The following is a 20,879-nucleotide window of genomic DNA, read 5'->3' as shown; positions in this document are numbered from 1 at the left end:
CCTGGGGCGCGGTTACAAGTTTAGCAGCTGGTCACGCACCTGCTCCATCAGCCACATGGGCGTGCTAGTGGCGCCGCAAATGCCCACCGACTGGCCCGGCCCGAACCACTCGGGCTTAAGTTCGCCCACGTTGGAGATAAAATGCGTTCGCGGGTTGGTTTCCAAACACACCTGGTACAGGACCTTGCCGTTGGAGCTTTTGGTGCCCGAGACAAAAACAATCTGGTCGAACTGCGCGGCAAAACGGCGCAGGTCCTTGTCGCGGTTGCTAACCTGCCGGCAAATCGTGTCGTTGGCATTCACCTGGTAGCCGCGCCCCTCCAGCTCGTCCTTGATGCGGTAAAAGCTGTTGGTGCTCTTCGTCGTCTGGCTGTAGAGGGTGATGTTATCGGGCAGCTCATGACTCAGGAGCTCGTCGAGGTTCTCAAACACCACGGCATTGCCGCTGGTCTGGCCCAGCAGGCCCAGCACCTCGGCGTGGCCGTGCTTGCCATAGATAAAAATCTTCTCCTGCTTGTCGTAGCTCGTCTTGATGCGGTTTTGCAGCTTGAGCACCACCGGGCAGCTGGCATCAATCAGGGTCAGGTTATTTTCCATGGCCAGCTGGTAGGTAGCCGGGGGCTCGCCGTGGGCCCGGATGAGCACGGCTTCGTTGCGCAGCGCGGCCAGCTGCTCGTGGCAGATGATGCGTAGGCCGCGCGCTTCCAGCCGTTGCACTTCTTCGTCGTTGTGCACGATGTCGCCCAAACAGTACAGGTAACCCTGTTCATCAAGGAGGTCCTCGGCCATTTGAATGGCGTAGATGACGCCGAAACAAAAGCCGGAATTGGGGTCAATTCGGACGCTGAGGTGCAAAGCTGGCATACGTCAGGACAAACCGCGAATACACTGTTAAGGTTTTGCTGCTCAGAAACGCTTCGGCGCGGGGCCGCACGCCTCATCAGAACCACTAAAACCTGGTTTCGGTTTACTCAGCCACCCGGTTGAGGTGCTGGGCCTGCTCGTCGCTCACGTGCCCGCGCCCAATCAAAAAGGTACGCACCGTCCGGAACGCCTCGGCGTCCAGCCCCGACTTAGGATGATTAAGCACCGCATTGACCAGCAATTCCTTGTCTTCCTCCACGTGCTTGCTCAGGCCCAGGAACGAGGGCAGATTGCTTTCCACGGAAAAGCGCAGAAAGCGAATTTCGGGGTTTTGGGGGTCGAGCCCGACGGCCTCCTCGAAGGTATGAGCCGCATTCTGCACGTAAGTCAGCTTGTTGAACATGGAGGCGTCGCGGGCCCGAATGGCTTCGGACGCTGCTTTGTAGCCCAACACCAGCGCGTCGCGTTCCTTATAGTCGGCCAGCAGGTTATAGAATTTCTCGCCGGCAGCTTTATCGGTGGCAGCCTGTTCGTAGTGGCGGCGCAGGGCGGTAGGATGGTAGGGTGACGACACGTTCTTTTTAATGGGAGTGAAGGAGGAAAGCCAGGCTTTAGGAACAGTGACAACCGCCGCACTTGGAGCATGTTCCACATTGGCGACCAAGTTCTTATCGGAGCAAAAACCGGTGGCCGCCGAGGCCGGCCAACTGCTTACAGCCGCCGACCAAAACAGCAGACTAAGAATTCTCATATGGGCAAAATTAAGGAGCGGTAGGTAACTTATGGTCCCCCGGCAAATGCCGTGCTCAAAATCTGCCTTAAATGCGCGATAAGCGGTACCGAAAGTACGAGCCCAGCAGCAGCAGCAGCTTGGTATTATCGGGCACCCGCACCCGCTCGCCCAAAATGCGGGCGGCCGGCAGCTTCCTTATCTTATAAAATAGTTTCAGGTAGTAGACGTAGGCCAGGTAAACTCCCAGCCGGGCCGAGCGCGGCAGCTGCACGATGCCCACGTAAGCCGCTTCGAAGTCGGCCTTGATGTCGGCCTCAATCTCGCTCTTGGTCGCGTCATTAAAGCGCTGATAAACGACGCCGGGAAAGTACACCCGCCCCCGCTCTTCGTAGTCGGAACGGATGTCGCGCAGGAAATTCACTTTCTGAAACGCCGAGCCCAGGCGCCGCGCCGGCTCGCGCAAACGCTCAAACAAAGCCGTATCGCCATCGCAAAAAATGCGCAAGCACATCAGCCCCACCACTTCGGCCGAGCCGTAGATGTATTCACTGTAGAGACCCGGATGGTAGCTCTGGTCTTCTAAATCGAGCGCCATGCTGTGCAAAAACGCTTCAATAAACTCGCGGTCGATGCCGTATTGCCGCACCACGTGCTGAAACGAGTGTAAAACCGGGTTAAAGCTCAAGCCCGTGTCCAGGGCCTCGTAGGTTTGGCGGCGGAAGTCGGCCAGCAGCGTGGCCTTGTCAAAGGCATGAAACGTGTCCACGATTTCATCGGCCCAGCGCACAAACCCATACACCGCGTACACGGGCAGGTGCAAGGCGGAGTCCAGCGTCCGAATGCCGAGGGTAAACGAGGTACTGTAGCGCCCGGTGATGAGCTTGCTACAGGCCAGGCTGGTATCGGTAAAGAGTTTAACGTGGTCCATATGATGAATTAAAAATTAAAAATTAAAAATGGACTGAGTGCGGCGGGAGGCGACAGCGCTCAGTCCATTTTTAATTTTTAATTATCAATTTTTAATTTCCTTCAACACCTCTCCGGCCACTACCTGGCCAGAAATCAACGACGGCGGCACCCCCGGGCCGGGCACGGTTAGCTGACCAGTGAAATACAAATTACTGATTTTTTTGCTCTTCAGGCTGGGCTTCAGCAGGGCGGTTTGTTTGAGGGTGTTAGCTAAACCGTAGGCGTTGCCTTTGTAGCTGTGGTAGTCGGCGGCGAAGTCGCGGTGGGCATAGCTTCGTTTGTACACCACCGCGTCGCGAATGCTGTGGCCACAATGCTGTTCGAGGCGGTTCATCAACCGGTCGTAGTACCGCTCACGAGTAGCCTCGTCATCGGTGAGGTTGGGCGCCACGGGAATCAGCAGGAACAGGTTTTCCTGGCCGGGTGGAGCAACGGTGGGGTCGGTCTTGCTGGGCACCGAGGCGTAGAACAACGGCCGGCTGGGCCACTGCGGCTGCTCATAAATCTCCCGGGCGTGCTGGCTGAAGTCCTCGTCGAAAAACAGGTTGTGGTGCCGTAGCTTGTCGAGCTTCTTATTCACCCCGAGGTAAAACAGCAGCGACGACGGAGCCATGGTGCGCGAGTCCCAATACTTCTCGTCGTAATGGCGGTGTTCAGGTTTGAGCACTTCTTGCTCGATGTGGTAGTAGTCGGCGCCCGCCACCACGGCATCGGCCGCGAAAAAGCCATGGGCCGTGCGGACGCCGGTGCTGCGGCCGTTTTCCACTACGATCTCCCGCACTTCCTCATTGCAGACGATTGCCACGCCCAGCTCTTGGGCCAGGTGTACCATGCCTTCCACAATCTTGTGCATGCCCCCCTTCGGGTACCACGTGCCCAGCGCCAGGTCGGCGTAGTTCATCAGCGAATACAGCGCGGGGGTATTTTCGGAAGTAGCCCCGAGAAACAGGATGGGAAACTCCACCAGCTCCAGCAGGCGCGGGTCCTTAAAGAAGCGGCGCACGTGCTTGTGCATGCTTTGCAGCACATCCATGCGCACCATGTCGACGAGCAGCTTGGGATCGGCGAACTCAAACACGGAGCGGCTGGGCGCGTACACCAAGCGGTTGATGCCCACCTCGTACTTGTAGGCCGCCTGCTTCAGAAACTCATCGAGGCGGCCGGCGCTGCCCGGCTCGTAGCGCTCGAACAGGTCACGCAGCTCGCTCATCTTCGCGGGGATATCCACGGCTTCCGGCCCTTTGAAAATCACCTGGTACGAGGGGTCAAGCCGCTGGAGCTCGTAGTAGTCCGACACCTTTTTGCCGAAGCGGGCGAAGTACCGCTCAAACACATCGGGCATCCAGTACCAGCTGGGGCCCATGTCGAAGGTGAAACCCTGGGCCCGGAATACCCGGGCGCGGCCGCCGGGGCTTTCATTTTTTTCGAGCAGCGTGACGCGCCAACCGGCCTGGGCCAGCGTAGTGGCCGCGGCCAGTCCCGCAAAGCCGGCCCCAATCACGACCACAGTAGGAGAAGCGGAAGAAGAATTCAACAAGTAATCGAGCTAATGTAGATAGTCGCAAGCTACAACCCGGCCCAACACTTTGTTTTGGTCGGCCCGCGGCCAGCAGCTTAACCGAATGACTTGATGAGCCTTGTCGAGCAAATTTTAGGGCAGCTTGCCGGACCGCGAACCAGAAGCTGCTAAACACAAAAGCCCGCGGCCTCCCGGTGGGAAGCGGCGGGCTTCAGCATGGTGTTGGCCGCGGCTAGTCTTCTAGTGCATCGCTGGTGTCGGCGGCCGAAGCGCCTACCGGCGCGTACACCTGAAGGGCCGACTTCAGCTCTTTGCGGGCAATGTGAATGCGGTTCTTGACAGTACCAATCGGGATTTGCAGCTTTTCGGCAATCTCCATGTACTTGTAGCCAATGTAGTACATCATGAAGGGCGTACGGTAGTCGGTGCCCAGGCCCGCAATGGCCTCGTTGATGTCGCGTACCACGAAGTCCGAAGTAGCGCCGTTGTAGGTAATGTAGTTCTGGTCGGTGTTGAAATACTGGAAGTACTCGGTCGAATCGATGTTGGAGCTGCGCTTGGTAATCTTATTATAGTTGTTGATGAAGGTGTTGCGCATGATGGTGTACAACCACGCCTTCAGGTTGGTACCGGCTTTAAACTTGTCCTTGTTGAGCAGGGCTTTAAGCAGGGTTTCCTGCACTAGGTCCTTGGCGTCATCAGCATCTCGCGTCAAATTCATGGCGGCGGGCCGGAGGGTAAGCGAAATCTTCTGCACCTGCGAGGTAAATTCTAGCGAAGTCATTCTGTTTAGCTTTTAGTGACCGATAGTTGAACAAATATACGAGGCCGCCGCTAAATCGGATGGCCCCGACCGAAAATATTATGCTCGGCTAGCCTACTTTTTCACGCAGGCCTAACAAGGTACGCCCCACGAGGGAATACTGCGAAGCTTAAGCCCCTTTTTATTACTCTTCGGTTAGCCTCCGGGCCCGCTATGAACCAAGGAGTTAGTAACTTACCCCCCTTACGCTGCTACCGGCTGCGGTTCCGGCATCTCCACGAGCGCCAAAAAATCGGTCATCAACGGCGGCGAAACGCAGTTCTCAGGCAGTACCAAGCCTTCCTGCCGGGCCCGGGAGCCATAGAGAACTAGCAAGGCCTCCGGAAACAGAGCCTGAACCTCCCGCGCATACTCGGCTACGCCCTCGCGCTCGGGCTGGGTGGTGAGCACCGTTACTACCCCGGCGGGCTCATAGGAAGCCCTTATTTCGGCCAGGGCGGAGTTAGGCAGGTTCTGGCCCAAGTAGAGGGTGTGGTGGCCTCGCGCCCGCAGGGCGTAGTTCATAAACAGCAGGGCCAGCTCGTGCAGCTCATTGGCGGGTAAGAACAGCACCCAGCGCCGGGCCGTGGCCGGCACGCTGGGCAGGGCATCGGTCGCGGCCAGAATCTTCTGCCGCAGTAAGTGCGCTAGCATGTGCTCCTGCGCAACGTCGACAGTGCCGGCCATCCACATCAGGCCGATGCGTTGCAGCAAGGGGTAAGCCACCGACAGCATCATTCGCTCGAAGCCCAAGCCATGAGCGGCCTCGTCGAGCAAGTGGTTAAGGGTAGGCTCGTCGAAGCTGATCATAGCCGCCAGCAGCGCGTTCACCTGCAGGTGATAATCGTGGACGTCGTTGCTGCAAGCCAGTACAGCCTCGCTGATTTCGGCGTCGGTAAGGCGGGCAATCTGCGAAATCCGCTTCCCCCGGCCACAGAGGGTGCTCACGTTGAGCAGGCGGCGCAGGTCGTCGTCGGAGTACGTGCGGATATTCGTGGCCGTGCGCACCGGGTTTAGCAGCCCGTAACGCTGCTCCCAAATCCGGATGGTATGCGCCTTGATGCCCGAAAGGTGCTCTAAATTGCTGATGGAGTAATGGCCCATTTTAATTAACTGAGAACGATAAGCCAAGCATTAAAAAGGCCGTCTACTCTTATTGTCAGAAGGTAAAAGCCCCCTATTTGAAAGAGCAAGGAGTTATTGCTCCAAATTTCTGATTTTTCCGGCCGGTTTTTTCGACTGCTTCCGGGCCAGCTCCAGGTACTTTGGCGATACCCACAGCAGGCCGAACTCGGCCGAGCCGTCGCGTCCAGCGGTCTTATGGTGGGTTTTATGGGCCATGTTCAGGGCCCGCAAGTAGGTGTTTTTCGACTTTTTCCAGAACCGCAGGCGGCCGTGAATGAGCACGTCGTGCACAAAGAAGTAAACGGCCCCGTAGCTGGCAATGCCCACGCCCACCCAAAACCACCACCGGCCACCGTTGTCGCCGGTGATGAACAAAGCGGCCGATATCCCGCCATAAATCAGAAAAAACAGGTCGTTGCGCTCTACGGAGTGCGGGTGGCGCACGTGGTGCGAGCGGTGCAGGAACCACAGCGGCCCATGCTGCACGTACTTGTGCATGAACCAAGCCCAAAACTCCATAAAGCCAAACGTAGCGAGGGCAGTGCCGAAAGCGACCAGTGCAGTCATGCGGAAGTAACCAAGGCGCGAAAGCGTTGTTTAAAAAAAGAAGCAGCAACGCCGCCCCACTCGCATAAATTTCGGGAGCGGAACGGCGTTTCGGACAATAGAGCCACGAAGAACGTGGTTTTCGGCTTACCAGACAATCTTCTCCTTGTTGAGGAAGGCGGCGATGCCTTTGCGGCAATCTTCGGAGCCGCGGGCTTCGGCGTTGCGCTGGGCCGCGTAGCGCAGCCCTTCTTCCAGGCCCATTTCGGGCAGCCGGGCCAGCATTTCCTTGGTTACTTCCATGCTCTGGGCCGAGTTTTCGCGGCAAAGCCGCCCGGCATAGGTCCGTACCCGCTCGGCCAAGTCTTCCGGGTCCGCCAGGAAGGTGATCAGGCCCATCTCGAGGGCGGCCTGCGCCGAAATCGGGTCACCACTGAGCAGCAGCTGCTTGGTGCGGGCCTCGCCAATCTTGCGCAGCAAGAACACGCTGACGATGGCCGGCAGGAAGCCGATTTTCACTTCGGTGTAGCCAAACTTGGCCGAGGGCACGGCAAAAGTGAGGTCGCAGATGGCGGCCAGCCCGCAGCCGCCCGCCAGGGCGTGGCCCTGCACCTGGCCAATGACGACTTTCTTGAGGGTATAAATCTGGTGGAAGAGCTGCATTAGGTGCGTGCTGTCTTCCAGATTGTCGGTATAGCCGAATCCTTGCAGATCCTGGATGTAGGCCAGATCGGCCCCGGCACAGAACACGTCGCCGGCGGCCCGCAGCACAATGACCTTAACAGACTCGTCGTTTTCGGCAAAGTCGAAGGCTTGTTTGAGCTCCGTGACCACGTCGGCATTGAGGGCGTTGCGCTTGTCCGGGCGGTTCAGGGTGATGTAGCCAATGCGGTCCTCAGCTTCGTAGCGAATGTAGCGGAGGGCTTCGAGTTCGGGAGTGAGCAAGTCTTCCATAAGGAGCGGGATGGACAAGAGCGGATGAGTATAGCTAGGATGCCAAACCGAATGAGAAGGTGGCATCGGTTGCGACAAGTAACGCAAAAAATGGGCGCAGAGGTTATAGTACTCGGCCAAGCAACCACCTGCACCGCTGAAAGTGGCTGCCCGTTGGCTGGTCTGGGCTGCCAAAGAGAACTCGGAAAAAGTCATGCCAATGGTTGCCTGGCCAATCAACCAAAGGTTACTGTGGCGCAGCCCGGCCGGCACCGGAAAGCGCCGCCCCCGGGTCACGCAGTCAACTGCTGCCGGCAAAGCGGAACCGTGGCCGGCCAGCTTGGCCGATTCAGAGCCCTGCCCGTTCGTCCAGAGGAACTGGCTTCGTTAGCCGGATGGGCCCCATCGTAGGCGCAGCGGATCTGACCAACGCAATTGCTAACCGGCAAAGCCCGGATTGGGCGTGCTTAAACACCTCAATGGTCGACCTTCTCCGGGGTTGACTTTTCCTGGATGAGCCCGGTTAAAAACTCGTCCAACCCTGCGCTTGAAGCGGCACGGCCTGCTTGGCTTTGGTAATCAGGTTGGCACCGTCTTCGGCGGGCGTAAGGTGACCGATGATGGTGATGTCGGGATGATTCTTCAGCTTGTCGTGGTCCGCCACGGGCACGGTAAACAGCAGCTCGTAGTCCTCGCCGCCGTTCAGAGCGCAGGTGAGCGGGTCGAGGTTGAACTCGGCCGCGGCTTCCAGCGTGGGGTTGGCCAAGGGCAGGAACTCGGTAAAAACCCGGGCCCCGGTGCCGCTGGCCTGGCACAGGTGCAGCACCTCGGACGCCAGTCCGTCGGAAATATCAATCATGCTGCTGGGCCGGATGCCCCGCTCGCGCAGCTCGTGGATGATATCGAGCCGGGCCTCGGGGCGAAGCTGGCGCTGCACCACGTACTCATAGCTGGCCAGTTCGGGCTGGGTTTCGGGGTCGGCGAGGAAAGCCTGCTTTTCCCGCTCCAGTACCTGCAGGCCCAGAAACGCCGCCCCCAGGTCGCCGCTGACGCAGAGTAGGTCGGTGGGCTTACCGCCGCTGCGGCGCACTACTTCGCCGGCGGGGGCCTCGCCCAACACCGTCACGGCCAGGGTGAGGCCCCCGCGGCTGGCCGTGGTGTCGCCGCCTACCAGGTCCACGTTGTAAGCCTCGCAGGCGAGGCGCATTCCAGCGTACAGTTCTTCTATGGCCTCAACAGTAAAGCGCGGACTGGCCGACACCCCTACCACCAGCTGGGTGGGCAAGGCGTTCATCGCGGCCACATCCGACACGTTCACCGCTATGGCTTTGTAGCCCAAGTGCCGCAGGGGGCAAAACGAGAGGTCGAAATGGATGCCTTCTACCAGCAAGTCGGTGGTCATTACCTGCTCGGCGCCCGGCGTGGGGGCAATAATGGCCGCGTCGTCGCCAATGCCCAGCACGGTACTGGGCTGGCGCGGGCTAATGCCTTGTTGCAAACGGCGGATAAGGGCAAACTCACCAATGGCGGTGAGGGGCGTAAGGTCGGGCATGGCGTTGTAGCTGGCGGGGCGAGGTAATCAGCAGCGAGTTATCGTGGGCTGACAAGTACCATTCTTCAGAGTTGTACGCGCAAAAGTACGTTTGCGGAGAAGTGCGGAAGGCATAGCTCGCTGAGGCGACGCCTCCGTGGCTTTCAGTACCTCGGGCAAGCTGCCCAGCGGCCATCGGGCAACAACTCTCCCAGTATATTAAGGAGTGCCACCTCCCCTATTTAGGCCCGTGAAGGCTCGAAACTTTTTTTGCTAACGAGCGTTAGGAAGTATATCTTTGTTGGCTCCTATGGCTACTGCTGCTCCACTTCGCTCGCGCAAGGCTCAGATCGACCGCACGGCCACCGCCCTGTTTCGGGCGCGGGGCTTCGCGGCCACTAGCATGCGCGAACTAGCGACTGAGCTGGGCCTGGAGGCCGGCAGCCTGTACTCGCACATCAAGTCGAAAGAAGAGATTCTGCACCGGGTGTGCTTTGGCTTGGCCGAGGCGTTTTTCGCCGGTTTCGAGGCGGCTACGGCTGCTACCTCCGCTCCTATCGCCACGCAGTTACGCCAAGCCATTGAGGCCCACGTGCGGGTGCTCACCCGTGACAGCGCCGCCTCGGCGGTGTTTCTGCACGAGTGGCGCCACCTGAGCGAGCCGGCCCGTAGCGAGTTTCTGGCCTTGCGCGACCGGTACGAAGCCGCTTTTCGCAGCCTGATCCAGCGGGGCATTGCCACGGCGGAGCTGCACGCGCCCGATGCGGCCTTTGCCACGCTCGCGCTGCTGGCCAGTCTCAACTGGCTGCCGGCCTGGTATCGGCCCGACGGCAAGCTAACCCCCGATGAAATTGCCCACCGACTGGCCGACCAACTGCTTGGTGGTCTTCTTAATGAGCGAGCGGCAATGAGCCAGTAACTGTTTCTCTCTGCTAGTCGCCCTTCTCCCCAGCTTCACTACTTTATCCACTCACTTATCGCCCCCTTGCCCCATGTACGGATCCGCTAGCACCCACGACTTGCCGACCACGGCCGCCACCGGCCTGGAAAACGAAGACCCGATTTTACTGGCCGAGTTTGAGGCCCGCATCGCGCGGGGCGAAAAAATCGAGCCCAACGACTGGATGCCGGCACTCTACCGTAAGCAGCTCATCCGCATGATTGAGCAGCACGCGCACTCCGAAATCATCGGCTCGCTGCCCGAGGGTACCTGGATTACGCGGGCCCCGGGCTTCCGCCGCAAAATGGCGCAGATGGCCAAGGTGCAGGACGAAGTCGGCCACGCGCAACTGCTGTACTCGGCGGCCGAAACGCTCGGCAAAACCCGCGAGCAAATGCTTACCGACCTCATCAACGGCAAGAGCAAGTACTCCAACGTCTTCAACTATCCCACGCCTACCTGGGCCGACTCCAACGTCATTTCCTGGCTTATCGACGCCGGCGCCATCGTCAACCAGCTCGCCAACGCCAAGGGCAGCTACGGCCCCTACTGCCGGGCCCTCGACCGGATTTGTGCCGAAGAAGCCTTCCACCTCAAGTACGGGCACGATGCCGTAGTGCACATGGCCACCGGCACGCCCATCCAGCGCCAGATGATGCAGGCCGCGCTCAACCGCTGGTGGCCGGCCATCATGACCTTCTTCGGGCCTTCGGATAAGATGTCGGTTCACACCGAGATCCTGATGCGCTGGAAAGTAAAGATGGCTTCCAACGACGAGTGCCGCAATCAGTTCCTGGACATGTACGTGCCCAAAATCTGGGAGATTGGCCTGACCCTGCCCGACCCCAACCTGCGCAAAAACGAGGAAACCGGCCAGTGGGAATTCACCGAGCCCGACTGGGAAGACTTCAAGCGGGTGATTAACGGCGACGGCCCCTGCAACGCCGAGCGCATTGCCGTGCGCCGCGCCGCCGAGGAAAACGGGGCCTGGGTACGCCGCGCCCTGCGCACGCCAAAAACCCAGTACGTCCGGCCGCTGGCTTAAAGGCAGTAATAACGGCCCGGCCGAGCCCAGCATCTTGCCGATTTGGCTGCATACCGCGAGCGAGCTGTTGCGCTCGGCCGGGCTGTTCTAACTTGTTTGCTTCTTCATCATGATCCAATCGCACGACCCGCGCATGAATCGCCTGGGACTTTCCGACGCGCCAGCCGCCGCGGTCGCCAAGGAAGCCCTCGACCAGTTTGGCACCTACGAGGTATTTCACCAAAAGAAGGAAGGCGCTCCTTACGTGTACGTAGGGCCTGTGCACGCGCCCGAAGCCGACGTAGCCTTTCTGTTCGCCAAGGAGCAGTACAGCCGGCGCTTTGCCTGCACCGGCTTATGGGTCGTGCCCACGGCGGCCATCACGGTAACGGCCTACGTGGGCGACCAGGAGTCGGCCTACGACACGCTGCCGCTGGTAACCAGCCACAAAGAACCAGCCCCTGACGCCAGCTCGCCGGGAACGAGCGCCCCGGCCGCCGAACGGACGGTTGTTGAAGCAGGTGAGGCGGGTGAAACCGACTACGATATTTTCCACCTTAAGAAGCGGGGCAAGGCGCACCAGCACGTGGGCCAGGTGCGCGCCAGCTCCCCGGGCCACGCGCTGCAAGTCGCCAAGGCGGCATTTGGGGAGCAGCGCCCGGTGGTGAATGTCTGGGCCGCCCGGTCGGCCGACTTCCTGCGCTCCGACGCCGAAGACCGGGATATTTGGGCTACTACGCCGGAAAAAAAGTATCGCGATGCCATTGCCTACAAGGTGCAGGACCGCATCGAAAAATTCAAAGCCGAAAATTCGTAAGCTCATGGACCCCAAGCTCGACTTACTCTATCGACTCGCCGACGACCAGCTCATTCTGGGGCATCGCAACTCGGAATGGAACGGCCTGGGGCCCATTCTGGAAGAAGACATCGCCTTCTCGAGCATGGCCCAGGACAAGCTCGGCCACAGCTTGCAGCTGTACTCGCTGCTGCACCAGCTGGGCGAAGCCGAGCCCGACACGGTGGCCTTCACTCGCAACGCGCCGCAGTTTCATTGCTGCCAGCTGGTGGAGCTGCCCATTGGGGAGTACGACTTCAGCCTGACGCGTCATTTTCTGTTCGACCACGCCGAGCTGCTGCGGTTCGAGGCGCTGGCTACCAGCACCTACGAGCCCCTGGCCCAAGTGGCCCGCAAGCTGCGGGGCGAGCTAAAATATCACGTTTTGCACGCCAATACCTGGATGAAGCGCCTCGGCACGGCCACCGAGGAGGCCATCGAGCGGATGCAGCGCTCGCTCAACTTTACGCTGCCCTACGCACTGGGCATTTTTGAGAAAACCGACGCCGAGGCGGAAATTATTAGCACCGGCTTGTTTGTTGGCGAAGACGAACTGCGGAGCCGCTGGCTGGAGAGCATCACCAAGGTAGTGGCTCAAACGGCGCTGGAAATGCCGGATGTCCTCAGCCTGGCCCCCGTAGCGGGTGGGCGGCAGGGGCAGCATACCGAGTTTTTGCAGCCGCTGCTGGATGAGATGGCCGAAGTATTTCGCCTCGACCCCACGGCTGATTGGTAGTATTCGGTTATTGGTTGTTGGTGCTTGGTGCCTAGTGCTTGGTAAAACGTCCTGCCAAGCGCAGTTGAGGCACCTCGCTCACTTCATTTCATACTCACGACCGGATACTTCCTCTTCGACTCAGCGGACGCCAGATGAGCATGACGTTCTAACCAGGCACCAACAACCAAGCACCAACAACTATGCACCAAGCACCATGCACCATGCACCAAGCACCATGCACCAAGCACCAAGTCCTAGAGTGGCTTCAAGCCGTGAAAGACCCGGAGATTCCGACTATTTCACTCGTTGATCTGGGGGTGGTGCGGGGCGTGGAAGTTGACGAGGCCACGGGCAACGTGCGGGTTCACCTCACGCCTACCTTCGCGGGCTGCCCGGCCATGGACTACATGAAGCGCGACGTGGAGCGCACTCTGCTGGCGCACGGGGTGCCGGTGGTGGAAGTTGACATCAGCTTGCGCGAGGCCTGGAGTTCGGACATGCTCACCGAGGCCGGCCGCGAGGCCTTGCGGCAGCATAAGCTCTCGCCGCCCCCGGTGCTCGACCACCAGGTGCTGGACCTGGATTTTCTGGAGTACGCGGAGTGCCCCAACTGCCACGGCAACAATACCGAGCTGCGGACGCCGTTTGGGGCAACGTTGTGTCGCGCCGTACATTACTGCCACGATTGCCGCCAACTATTCGAGCAGTTCAAGCCGGTGTAGGGCTCTTGAGCTGATTGTTCTATTCCTATTTTTCTAATGATGGACTCCACTAAATGTATCCTTTCTCCTTTTAAGTCGGTGGTTGTGGCCCTGTTGATTCTGACCGGCGGCGCGGCCTCCTGCAAGCGCGACGGCAGCCAGGCCGCGGCTAAAAACCCTGCTTCGGCCGCAGCTGCCAAAGCCCAGCTTGATGTGCTGCGCGATTCTGTGGACCTGAAGTGGCGCAACATGATCGAAAGCGACGACCAGAAAATCAGCCTTACCCGGCTGCTCCTGCGCGAGCTGCAAGGCCAGCCGGGCATGAATGCCGCCCAGCTGCAAGGCCTGGAACGGGCCAATGCCCGCCTCAAGAGTCGCCGCTACACCCAGCAAACCATGGCTTCCTCGGCCCTGATTGACCAGTACGACGCCAGCCAGGATTCCGTTCTGCACGCAGTGTACCCCGTGGCGGCGCCCAATGGCAATGCACCCACCGAAAATGCCCGCAACTTCGTCGAAGGCTTGCAGCAACTCGACGAGGGGGTTGTGGGTTTCCGGGTGCAGTACGACCGCGCCGTCAAGCAGTACAACGCGTACCTCCAGCTCCACCAATCCGAGCTGCAGACGCTGGGCGGCAAATACGCGGACATGAAGCCGCTGCCGCTTTTCGAGGTGCAAAACTGAGCCGGCTGGGAAACCTTACCCCTGGCCCCTCTCCCCAGGAGAGGGGGAGCCTGACATTAGGGATACGAGTGGAATACGTCGCTAATTCACTCAATTTCTTAGCGCGTGTTATGCTCTTTTCAGCAAGATGAAGGCGTTCTTTTCGGTTGGCGGGGTTACTTCTAAACCGTCGTGCAGGGCCTCCGAGACTGAGAAGGTATCGTAGCGGGCTTCTCTGCGCTTTGGCCTTTTTTCGGCAATACGTAAACGGCCATAAGAGCATAACGCGCGCTAGCATGTGTCGGGAAAACCGGGTAGGTAGGATGAATGTAGTGCTGGCGTGGTAGGACGCACTGCTAGGTGTACAACAGAAAAGCGCGCGGCAAATTTGCCGCGCGCTTTTCTGTTGTCTTCCGCCTTCCGGGTTCTACAAGGCCGCCATTTCTTCCCGCACAAAATCGGCTAAGGTGCGCAGGTAGTCGGTGCTGAAATCGAAGCGAATACCTGCGGCGGCGTAAATCTGGCCGATGGGCGCGGTGTAGCCCAGGGCCAGGGCGCGCTTGTAGCCGGTGAGGGCCTGGGTGGGATTCTGGCGATAGTTCCGCCACATGGCGATAGCGCCGAGCTGGGCCATGGCGTACTCGATGTAGTAGAACGGCACTTCGTAGAGGTGCAGCTGCTTCTGCCAGAGGAAGGGCTTGTAGGCTTCCAGGCCCTGCCAATCGACGGTGCGCTGGTTGAACTCATCAAAAATCGTGGTCCAGTAGCTGTGGCGCTCGGCCTCGGTGTGGTGAGGATTTTCGTACACCCAGTGCTGGAACTTGTCGATGGTAGCCACCCAGGGGAAGGTTTCGAGTACGCTTTCGAGGTGGGTTTTCTTGGCCTGACGCAATTCTTCGGAGTTGGGGAAGAACACGTGCCACTGGTCCATGCTCATCAGCTCCATGCTCATCGAGGCCAGCTCGGCAACCTCGGAGGGTGGGTGCTTATCGGCTCCCAGAGGCAGGCCGCGGGTGAGGAAGGAGTGCACGGCGTGGCCGCCTTCGTGCAGCATGGTAACTACATCGCGGAGGCTGCTGGTGGCGTTCATGAAAATAAACGGCACTCCCGTTTCGTCGAGCGGGTAGTTATAGCCACCGGGCGCCTTGCCTTTGCGGCTTTCCAGGTCGAGGTGGCCCATCTGCCGCATGGTGCGCAAACAGTCGCCGAGGTAGGAGTCGAGGTTTTGAAAGACGGTGATGGTCTTTTCCACCAGCTCTTCGCCAGTGCCGAAAGGGCGAAGCGGCGGCCGGCCGCTGGGGTCGACGTCGAGGTCCCAGGGACGCAGGGCGGGCAGTTGAAGGTCTTGCCGGCGCTCCAGGTCGAAATCGTCGATGAGCGGCACCACCGTCTCCCGAATGGCCCGATGGAAATCGAAGCAGTCCTGCGGGGTGTAGTCGAAGCGACCCAGCGCGGCAAACATATAGTCGCGGAAATTAATAAATCCGGCGTTCAGAGCCACTTGATGGCGCAGGCTCACCAGCTCCGTGAAGAGTTGCCCCAGTGGCTTGGCGTCGGCTAGGCGGCGGTCCTGAATGGAGCGCCAAGCCGTTTCCCGGACGGCCCGGTCCGGGTTTTTCAGGCGGTCGGCGGCCTGGGGCAGCGTCAGCTCCTGCCCGTCGAGGGTCACGTTCATGGCCCCCACCGTCGCCGCGTACTGCTGCTGCTTGGTGCTGATTTCGGTTTTGAGCGCGATGTTCTCGACCCGGTAGATTTCCGACGCCCGACGCACCGAGCGCAGGAACACCCCGTAGCGGCGCTCGTCAAGCCCGCTCAAATGCGGGGAAACGAGCATCTTCTCGTTCAGGGCGTGGTCGTAGGGTGCTACCAGGGGCTCGATTTCGTTCACGAAATACTGGAAGGCTTCGGCGCGCAAAGGGTCCTGCGTGTCGCAGGTCATGCGGATGTAACGCCAGGCCAGGTCCTCGCTCAACACCGCTTCCAGCTCAGAGCGGTTGAGCAGCCAGCGCTCCAGCTCGGCGGGGCTGGACAAGGAGCGGTTTTGCAGCTCCTGAAAGAAGGGCTCAATGGCTGCCCAGTTGGTTACGATAAAGTCTTCGGGCAGGTACTGGCGGGGCGGCCGGGTGGTGTCGGTGGCCGACTCGGCGGTAGGTTCAGCAAGTAGCATCATGATACAATAATAGGGGAAGAGAATCTGAGAACGGCTGTCCTGACCGCAGCCGGTGCTTCACGCCACCGATAAAGCACCTGGCAAAAGGAATCAGGGGTAATGGTCAAAGACTAGCGCCGTTTCCGAGCCGGTATACCTGGTCGGCGAGCGGAACCTCACCCCTGGCCCGTCTCCACAGGAGAGGGAAACAGATGCCAGTTATGCGGACCGGAAAACAGCGCTAATTGTTCTCGACAAACCTCAAAACGCCCGACCAAGCGAGGTGCCCCGTGCGGCTGGACGGTCAATCATTCTGTGTGGGCTTAAGTAATCCCTTTTAACTTATCTCCTAGCCGATTTCGATGACCACGTCATCCGTCATGGGGTGGCCCACACAGGTTAGCACGTAACCCTGCTTCATTTCCGAATCGGACAGGCCTTCGCGCTCATCCAAGTGCACCTTCCCGCTCAGGCACTTGCCGCGACAGGCGGTGCACAGGCCCGCCTGGCAGGAATACGGCAGGTCAATATCCTGGTCGAGGGCGGTTTCGAGGATGGTTTTACCGGCGGGCACTTCAATCTGGTACTCGCTGCCTTCGTATTGAATGGTGACGGTGCGGGTGGTCTTGGTATCGTTGGCAGGGCTAGCGGAAACGTCACCGTGGCCGTTGGGCTGGCCGGCCACGGCCGGGTCGGCGCTGGCCACGAAGCTTTCGCGGCGCACCCGGGCTTCGGGCACGTTGAGCAAGTCGAGGGCGGCGCGGGCTTCGGCCATCATGCCCTCGGGGCCGCACAAAAAGTACTCGGCCTGCTCGGCCGGAAACTGATGGCGCTGCTCCAGAATGCGCAGCAGCATGGTGCGGTTCAGGCGGCCGGTGTGGCGGTGGGGGCCGCCCGGCTTCAGGGGCTGGCTGTACACGTGCTCTACTTGCACGCGGCCGTTGCTTTGGGCTTCAAGGTCGGCGAGCTGCTGCTGAAAGATTACCGACTCTTCGTTGCGGTTGCCGTAGATCAGCAGCACGTGGCTGTTGGGCTCGGTGTTCACCACGGCCTTGAGAATGGACATGAGCGGGGTAATGCCTGAGCCAGCACCAATGAGTACTAGCGAGCGGGCCGCCTTCGGGCTGGGGCTCAGCGTGAAGTTACCCAGGGGCTCCATCACTTCGATTTGCTGGCCAACTTTCACCGTATCGAGCAAATAGTTACTCACCAGCCCCCCCGCCACGCGCTTCACCGTCACGGACAGGCGCGGGGCCTCGTGCGGGGTGCTGCTGAGCGAGTAGGCGCGACGCTCTTTTTTTCCATCCGGACCGCAGGGAACGATAAGCGTCAGAAACTGGCCGGGCCGGCTGGGAATGGGTGCCCGGTCGGGCCGCTCTAAGTGAATGGTGACCGAATCGGCCGTTTCCTGGGTCAGGGCAACAACGGTCAGGGTGTGGTAACTCATGCGGAAAATAAAGGTGGGAAAGCCTATCGTATTTACGCAGCCGGACGGGCTTTGAGTAGTACGAATGATGACGAATAATAAAAAGAAGCGAAGGCCACGACGCCCGCGGCGCTATGTCGGCCGCAAAGGTAACTTGCCGCCCCGTCCACCACGACCCTGTAACAGCGACTCCCTGCGCACTGTTGGGGCCGGCCCCGGTATTTTTCTGTCCATTCCTGCTCTCCACATGCCCCTTGCTTCCCTCCTGCTACGCCACCAAGCCGAATTTGGCCCGGTGCTGCCGGTCGACCTGAACGGCCCGGCCGTTACCCGCCTCGACCTCACCGACCGCAACCCGCTGGTGGCGCACGCCGACCTGCGCGACACGGCCGCTTTCGAGGTGGTAGTGAACGCTATGCTGGCCGCTAAAAATGCCACCATCGGCGTGGGCGGCTACCTCGAAAACCGCGTAATCTACCAGCGCAGCCAGCATTTCGGCCCCGGCCAGGCCGAGGAAGCCCGGTCGTTGCACCTGGGCATCGACGTGTGGATTGCCGCCGGCACGCCCGTGCTCGCCCCCCTCCCCGCCCGCATCCACAGCCTGGCCGACAACGCCGGCTTCGGCGACTATGGCCCCACCGTCATCCTGGAGCACGAGTTCGACGGCACTCCGTTTTATAGCCTCTACGGCCACCTCAGCCGCAAAGAGTGGACGGTGCTCCGCGTGGGCCAGCAGCTGGAGCAAGGCCAGGCCTTCGCGACCGTCGGCCCCTACCCCGAGAACGGCGACTGGCCGCCCCACCTCCACTTCCAACTCATTGCCGACCTGCAAGGCCGCGTGGGTGACTTTCCCGGCGTGGCCCGCCCGAGCGAGCGGGCCATATGGACCGCGCTCTGCCCCGACCCCAACCTGGTGTTGCAGTGCCAGCTGTTGGGCTAAGCTCATGCTACCGAAAGCAGCTCAAGGTTAGCACCGATTTTGACCGCGACCTGGCCCGTCTGCCGGTTGAAAATAATGGCGGGCACCGGGGCAATACTGCGAATGATGGATGAGCACTGCCGGCCGGTGTTTAAGGTTTCGAGCTGGTCCATTACTTCGCCGGTATCCAGGTTAATGATTTTGGGGTACTGGTAAAGGTCCCAGGCCCGATGGGCGTCAATCGGAAACAGGTTGCCGAACGGGGCAAGCACCTTAAGTGGTTGCGAAAACTCGTTGGCTATGAAATTCCAGACGGCTAAATGCCCCGGCGGTACTACGCTAGGTTCTTCATCATCCATTACTTCTTCGGTGGAAGCGCCCAGTAGGACCTGCGTTTCGGAAATAAAACCAGCCGAACAAAGCTCGCTGTTGGTAGGAGCGCTTAACTCGCTTTCATCCAGCAATAAGGGGTTAGCCAGGCAGGCACGTATGTCGAATAGCTCAACCATATCCCACGGGTGCCAGAGCCACCCTTTGCTCAATAAATACCCTCCTTCAGGGCTGACTTCGAAGCGGGAATGAAATCTGTCCATGGGCTGGCGGCTGGGGATATTGGTGACCAGCTCACCGGTTTCAACATTCTCAAAGTCAATCCGGCAGTACTCCAGCGGACAATGGACCAAATACGTTACGCCATCGACGGTAGCAAAAGCCGCTGGGTATTCGTATCCGGTGGCGAGGTACTCATCACGATTGATTTCCCGAATCGGCTCCCCATTCCTGAGCAAAACGCCCTTCGTGCCCAGCACCTGGTAGAGGAAAGCATACTGCCCGTCGGCCGAGGTAATGGCGCGGTCGAAGGCTAACGCCAATTTCCGCGAAATCTGCGGGGGCTCAGCCGCGGCTGGACCGTACTTTCTCAAGCTGACCCAGTCTATAATTTCATTACCCACCCAGGCAATAGTTTGGGGATTGTCGGTGGCAAGGGTTTGGTGACGCATAAAAAAACATTGACTGGCTCAATCAAATTTGATAGCGACTACCGGCTTGATGCGCGCAATCAGGTAAGTTGGGATGAGCACGGCCAGCAGCGAGGCCCCGAACGTAGCCACGTTCAGGAGCAGCAGCATTCGAGGGTCCCAGGAGATCGGCACCCGATCCATGTAATAGTTCTCGGGGTCGAGCGGGATGAGATGGAAATAATACTGGACGGCGCAGAATCCCACGGCGATTACGTTGCCAATGAGCATGCCGCGCACCGTGAGCGAAAGCCCCCGAAAAAAGAAGATCTGCCGAATCTGGTTATCGGTCGACCCCAAGGCTTTGAGAATGCCGATCATGTTGGTGCGCTCCAGGATCATGATAAAAATGGTAGCGACCATGTTGAACGTAGCGACGAAAATGATCAGAATCAAAAAGATTATCACGTTGCGGTTCAGCAGCTTCAGCCAATCGAACAGCTGCGCGTACTGCTCCGTGACTTTATCGATTTTGAGGTCGTACGGCAGATGCTCGTATAAATGCTCGTAGGTCGTATCCAGCGCAGTGAAGTCCCGCAGCATCACTTCCATCCCGCCCACCAGGGAATCGGGCCAGGCCGGCGAGTTCAGCTCCCGGATCTGCCGAATATCACCGATGACGTACACATCGTCGAATTCGTCGAGCCCGGTCGAGTAGATACCGCTCACCCGAAACTGGCGGATGCGCGGCGGGCTTTGAATGAAGTAGAACAAGGCTTTGTCGCCCACGGCCAGCCGCAGCTTGTTGGCTACTTTGCGCGAAAGCAGCACGTCGTCGCTGGCGGCCGAGTCGGGAAAGCTCATAAACTTACCGGCTTGCAGGTTCTGGCGCATGGGCGAAAGGCCATCGGTTTCCGAGATGCCCTTCAGGACCACGCCCAGCACTTCCTCTTTGGTTTTGATAATGGCCGTTTTCACGGCAAATGGCTGCGTCGACTTTACTTCCGGGACCTGATGCAACTGCTTCACCAGCCGGGGGCCGGCAATGGGGGCAACTTCCAGCGAGTTGTTGGTGTCGTAGCGGGAGATTTGCAGGTGCGCTCCGAACGAGAAAATCTTGTTCTGAATCTCGTTGCGAAACCCTTGCAGGATGGCAAACGACACCACCATCACGGCCAAGCCCATCGCAATGCTGATGATGGCAATTTTTGTGACCGAGGAGGTAAAGGAGCCGGAGTCGGCTCCCCCGTCAATCTTGTGCGAAATGTAGCGGGCGACATTCATTGTTCGACCGTAAAGCTACGTTTTGAACCGGTACCGGGCGGGTTGGGGCGGGCCACGAGGGCCTGTTGTGGCGCCTGACGTCGGTGCAGCTCCCGCTGGACGCCCTGGATGAAGAAAAGATAATAACAGAGTAGTATGTGCTGCTTGGATAAACGAAAAAGTCCCAGCATCACTGTTTTTTTCGTGGGTTATTCCCGAGGTGTGCACGGCTTCTGCGGAGACTGGGCGGCGGGTGGAAC

At 59.5% G+C, this 20,879-nt stretch carries 20 protein-coding genes; 7 read left to right on the top strand and 13 right to left on the bottom strand.

The annotated features are described in order from the left end of the window. Positions 1 to 12 precede the first annotated feature (12 nt). The 9 genes from IC235_RS07185 to thiL all read right to left on the bottom strand — a co-directional run bounded on the left by IC235_RS07185 (position 13) and on the right by thiL (position 9,043). Positions 13 to 864 carry a 4-hydroxy-3-methylbut-2-enyl diphosphate reductase gene (locus tag IC235_RS07185; protein WP_191004490.1) on the bottom strand — a complete coding sequence of 284 codons (852 nt, stop codon included), beginning with the start codon at positions 862 to 864 and terminating at the stop codon, positions 13 to 15. Between the two features lie 103 nt (positions 865 to 967). Beyond that, positions 968 to 1,615, bottom strand: coding sequence for a hypothetical protein (locus tag IC235_RS07180; protein ID WP_191004489.1), 648 nt, complete (start codon positions 1,613 to 1,615; stop codon positions 968 to 970). Positions 1,616 to 1,682: 67 nt separating this feature from the next. Beyond that, positions 1,683 to 2,525, bottom strand: a complete 843-nt coding sequence (locus IC235_RS07175) for a phytoene/squalene synthase family protein (RefSeq protein ID WP_191004488.1) — start codon at positions 2,523 to 2,525, stop codon at positions 1,683 to 1,685. An 84-nt stretch (positions 2,526 to 2,609) separates the two neighbouring features. After that, positions 2,610 to 4,100 carry a phytoene desaturase family protein gene (locus tag IC235_RS07170; protein ID WP_223847129.1) on the bottom strand — a complete coding sequence of 497 codons (1,491 nt, stop codon included), beginning with the start codon at positions 4,098 to 4,100 and terminating at the stop codon, positions 2,610 to 2,612. Positions 4,101 to 4,317: 217 nt separating this feature from the next. Further along, positions 4,318 to 4,869 (bottom strand): sigma-70 family RNA polymerase sigma factor, encoded by a 552-nt coding sequence (locus IC235_RS07165; RefSeq protein WP_191004487.1) that lies wholly within the window; start codon positions 4,867 to 4,869, stop codon positions 4,318 to 4,320. Between the two features lie 222 nt (positions 4,870 to 5,091). After that, on the bottom strand, positions 5,092 to 5,991 hold the full coding sequence (locus tag IC235_RS07160; protein ID WP_191004486.1) for a MerR family transcriptional regulator: 900 nt from the start codon (positions 5,989 to 5,991) through the stop codon (positions 5,092 to 5,094). Positions 5,992 to 6,084: 93 nt separating this feature from the next. Then, positions 6,085 to 6,579, bottom strand: coding sequence for a sterol desaturase family protein (locus tag IC235_RS07155; protein WP_191004485.1), 495 nt, complete (start codon positions 6,577 to 6,579; stop codon positions 6,085 to 6,087). A gap of 126 nt (positions 6,580 to 6,705) precedes the next feature. Beyond that, positions 6,706 to 7,512, bottom strand: coding sequence for an enoyl-CoA hydratase/isomerase family protein (locus IC235_RS07150; RefSeq protein WP_191004484.1), 807 nt, complete (start codon positions 7,510 to 7,512; stop codon positions 6,706 to 6,708). A 502-nt stretch (positions 7,513 to 8,014) separates the two neighbouring features. Further along, on the bottom strand, positions 8,015 to 9,043 hold the full coding sequence (thiL, locus tag IC235_RS07145; protein ID WP_191004483.1) for a thiamine-phosphate kinase: 1,029 nt from the start codon (positions 9,041 to 9,043) through the stop codon (positions 8,015 to 8,017). Positions 9,044 to 9,332: 289 nt separating this feature from the next. Here thiL and IC235_RS07140 point away from each other — a divergent pair, with 289 nt between their 5' ends. The 6 genes from IC235_RS07140 (at position 9,333) to IC235_RS07115 (ending at position 13,924) form a co-directional block, all read left to right on the top strand. Continuing rightward, complete coding sequence (locus IC235_RS07140; protein ID WP_191004482.1) at positions 9,333 to 9,941, top strand: TetR/AcrR family transcriptional regulator; 609 nt, start codon at positions 9,333 to 9,335, stop codon at positions 9,939 to 9,941. Positions 9,942 to 10,014: 73 nt separating this feature from the next. Beyond that, a complete protein-coding gene (paaA, locus tag IC235_RS07135; RefSeq protein ID WP_191004481.1) occupies positions 10,015 to 11,007 on the top strand; it encodes a 1,2-phenylacetyl-CoA epoxidase subunit PaaA in 993 nt (330 codons plus the stop codon). Between the two features lie 109 nt (positions 11,008 to 11,116). Next, on the top strand, positions 11,117 to 11,803 hold the full coding sequence (locus IC235_RS07130; RefSeq protein WP_191004480.1) for a phenylacetic acid degradation b: 687 nt from the start codon (positions 11,117 to 11,119) through the stop codon (positions 11,801 to 11,803). A 4-nt stretch (positions 11,804 to 11,807) separates the two neighbouring features. Further along, complete coding sequence (gene paaC, locus IC235_RS07125; RefSeq protein WP_191004479.1) at positions 11,808 to 12,557, top strand: 1,2-phenylacetyl-CoA epoxidase subunit PaaC; 750 nt, start codon at positions 11,808 to 11,810, stop codon at positions 12,555 to 12,557. Between the two features lie 203 nt (positions 12,558 to 12,760). After that, positions 12,761 to 13,261: a 1,2-phenylacetyl-CoA epoxidase subunit PaaD gene (paaD, locus tag IC235_RS07120; protein ID WP_191004478.1), complete on the top strand. Its 501-nt coding sequence runs from the start codon at positions 12,761 to 12,763 to the stop codon at positions 13,259 to 13,261. A 36-nt stretch (positions 13,262 to 13,297) separates the two neighbouring features. Then, positions 13,298 to 13,924, top strand: coding sequence for a hypothetical protein (locus tag IC235_RS07115; RefSeq protein ID WP_191004477.1), 627 nt, complete (start codon positions 13,298 to 13,300; stop codon positions 13,922 to 13,924). Positions 13,925 to 14,330: 406 nt separating this feature from the next. Here the strand turns inward: IC235_RS07115 and IC235_RS07110 are convergent, their stop codons facing one another. Both IC235_RS07110 and IC235_RS07105 read right to left on the bottom strand, forming a co-directional pair. Beyond that, positions 14,331 to 16,073: a M3 family oligoendopeptidase gene (locus IC235_RS07110; protein ID WP_223847128.1), complete on the bottom strand. Its 1,743-nt coding sequence runs from the start codon at positions 16,071 to 16,073 to the stop codon at positions 14,331 to 14,333. Positions 16,074 to 16,401: 328 nt separating this feature from the next. After that, entirely contained in the window at positions 16,402 to 17,499 is a 1,098-nt protein-coding gene (locus tag IC235_RS07105; RefSeq protein ID WP_191004476.1) for a ferredoxin--NADP reductase, read from the bottom strand. Positions 17,500 to 17,725: 226 nt separating this feature from the next. On the opposite strand from IC235_RS07105, the gene IC235_RS07100 reads away from it, so the two are divergent. Continuing rightward, positions 17,726 to 18,418: a peptidoglycan DD-metalloendopeptidase family protein gene (locus IC235_RS07100; RefSeq protein ID WP_191004475.1), complete on the top strand. Its 693-nt coding sequence runs from the start codon at positions 17,726 to 17,728 to the stop codon at positions 18,416 to 18,418. 2 nt (positions 18,419 to 18,420) lie between these two features. Here the strand turns inward: IC235_RS07100 and IC235_RS07095 are convergent, their stop codons facing one another. Together IC235_RS07095 and IC235_RS07090 are read right to left on the bottom strand one after the other, a co-directional pair. Continuing rightward, positions 18,421 to 19,398, bottom strand: coding sequence for a hypothetical protein (locus IC235_RS07095; protein ID WP_191004474.1), 978 nt, complete (start codon positions 19,396 to 19,398; stop codon positions 18,421 to 18,423). 18 nt (positions 19,399 to 19,416) lie between these two features. Further along, on the bottom strand, positions 19,417 to 20,640 hold the full coding sequence (locus IC235_RS07090; protein WP_191004473.1) for an ABC transporter permease: 1,224 nt from the start codon (positions 20,638 to 20,640) through the stop codon (positions 19,417 to 19,419). Positions 20,641 to 20,879 lie beyond the last annotated feature (239 nt).

The organism is Hymenobacter montanus (assembly GCF_014699115.1).
GTDB lineage: Bacteria > Bacteroidota > Bacteroidia > Cytophagales > Hymenobacteraceae > Hymenobacter > Hymenobacter montanus.
This window is presented reverse-complemented; position numbering and strand designations above follow the sequence as displayed.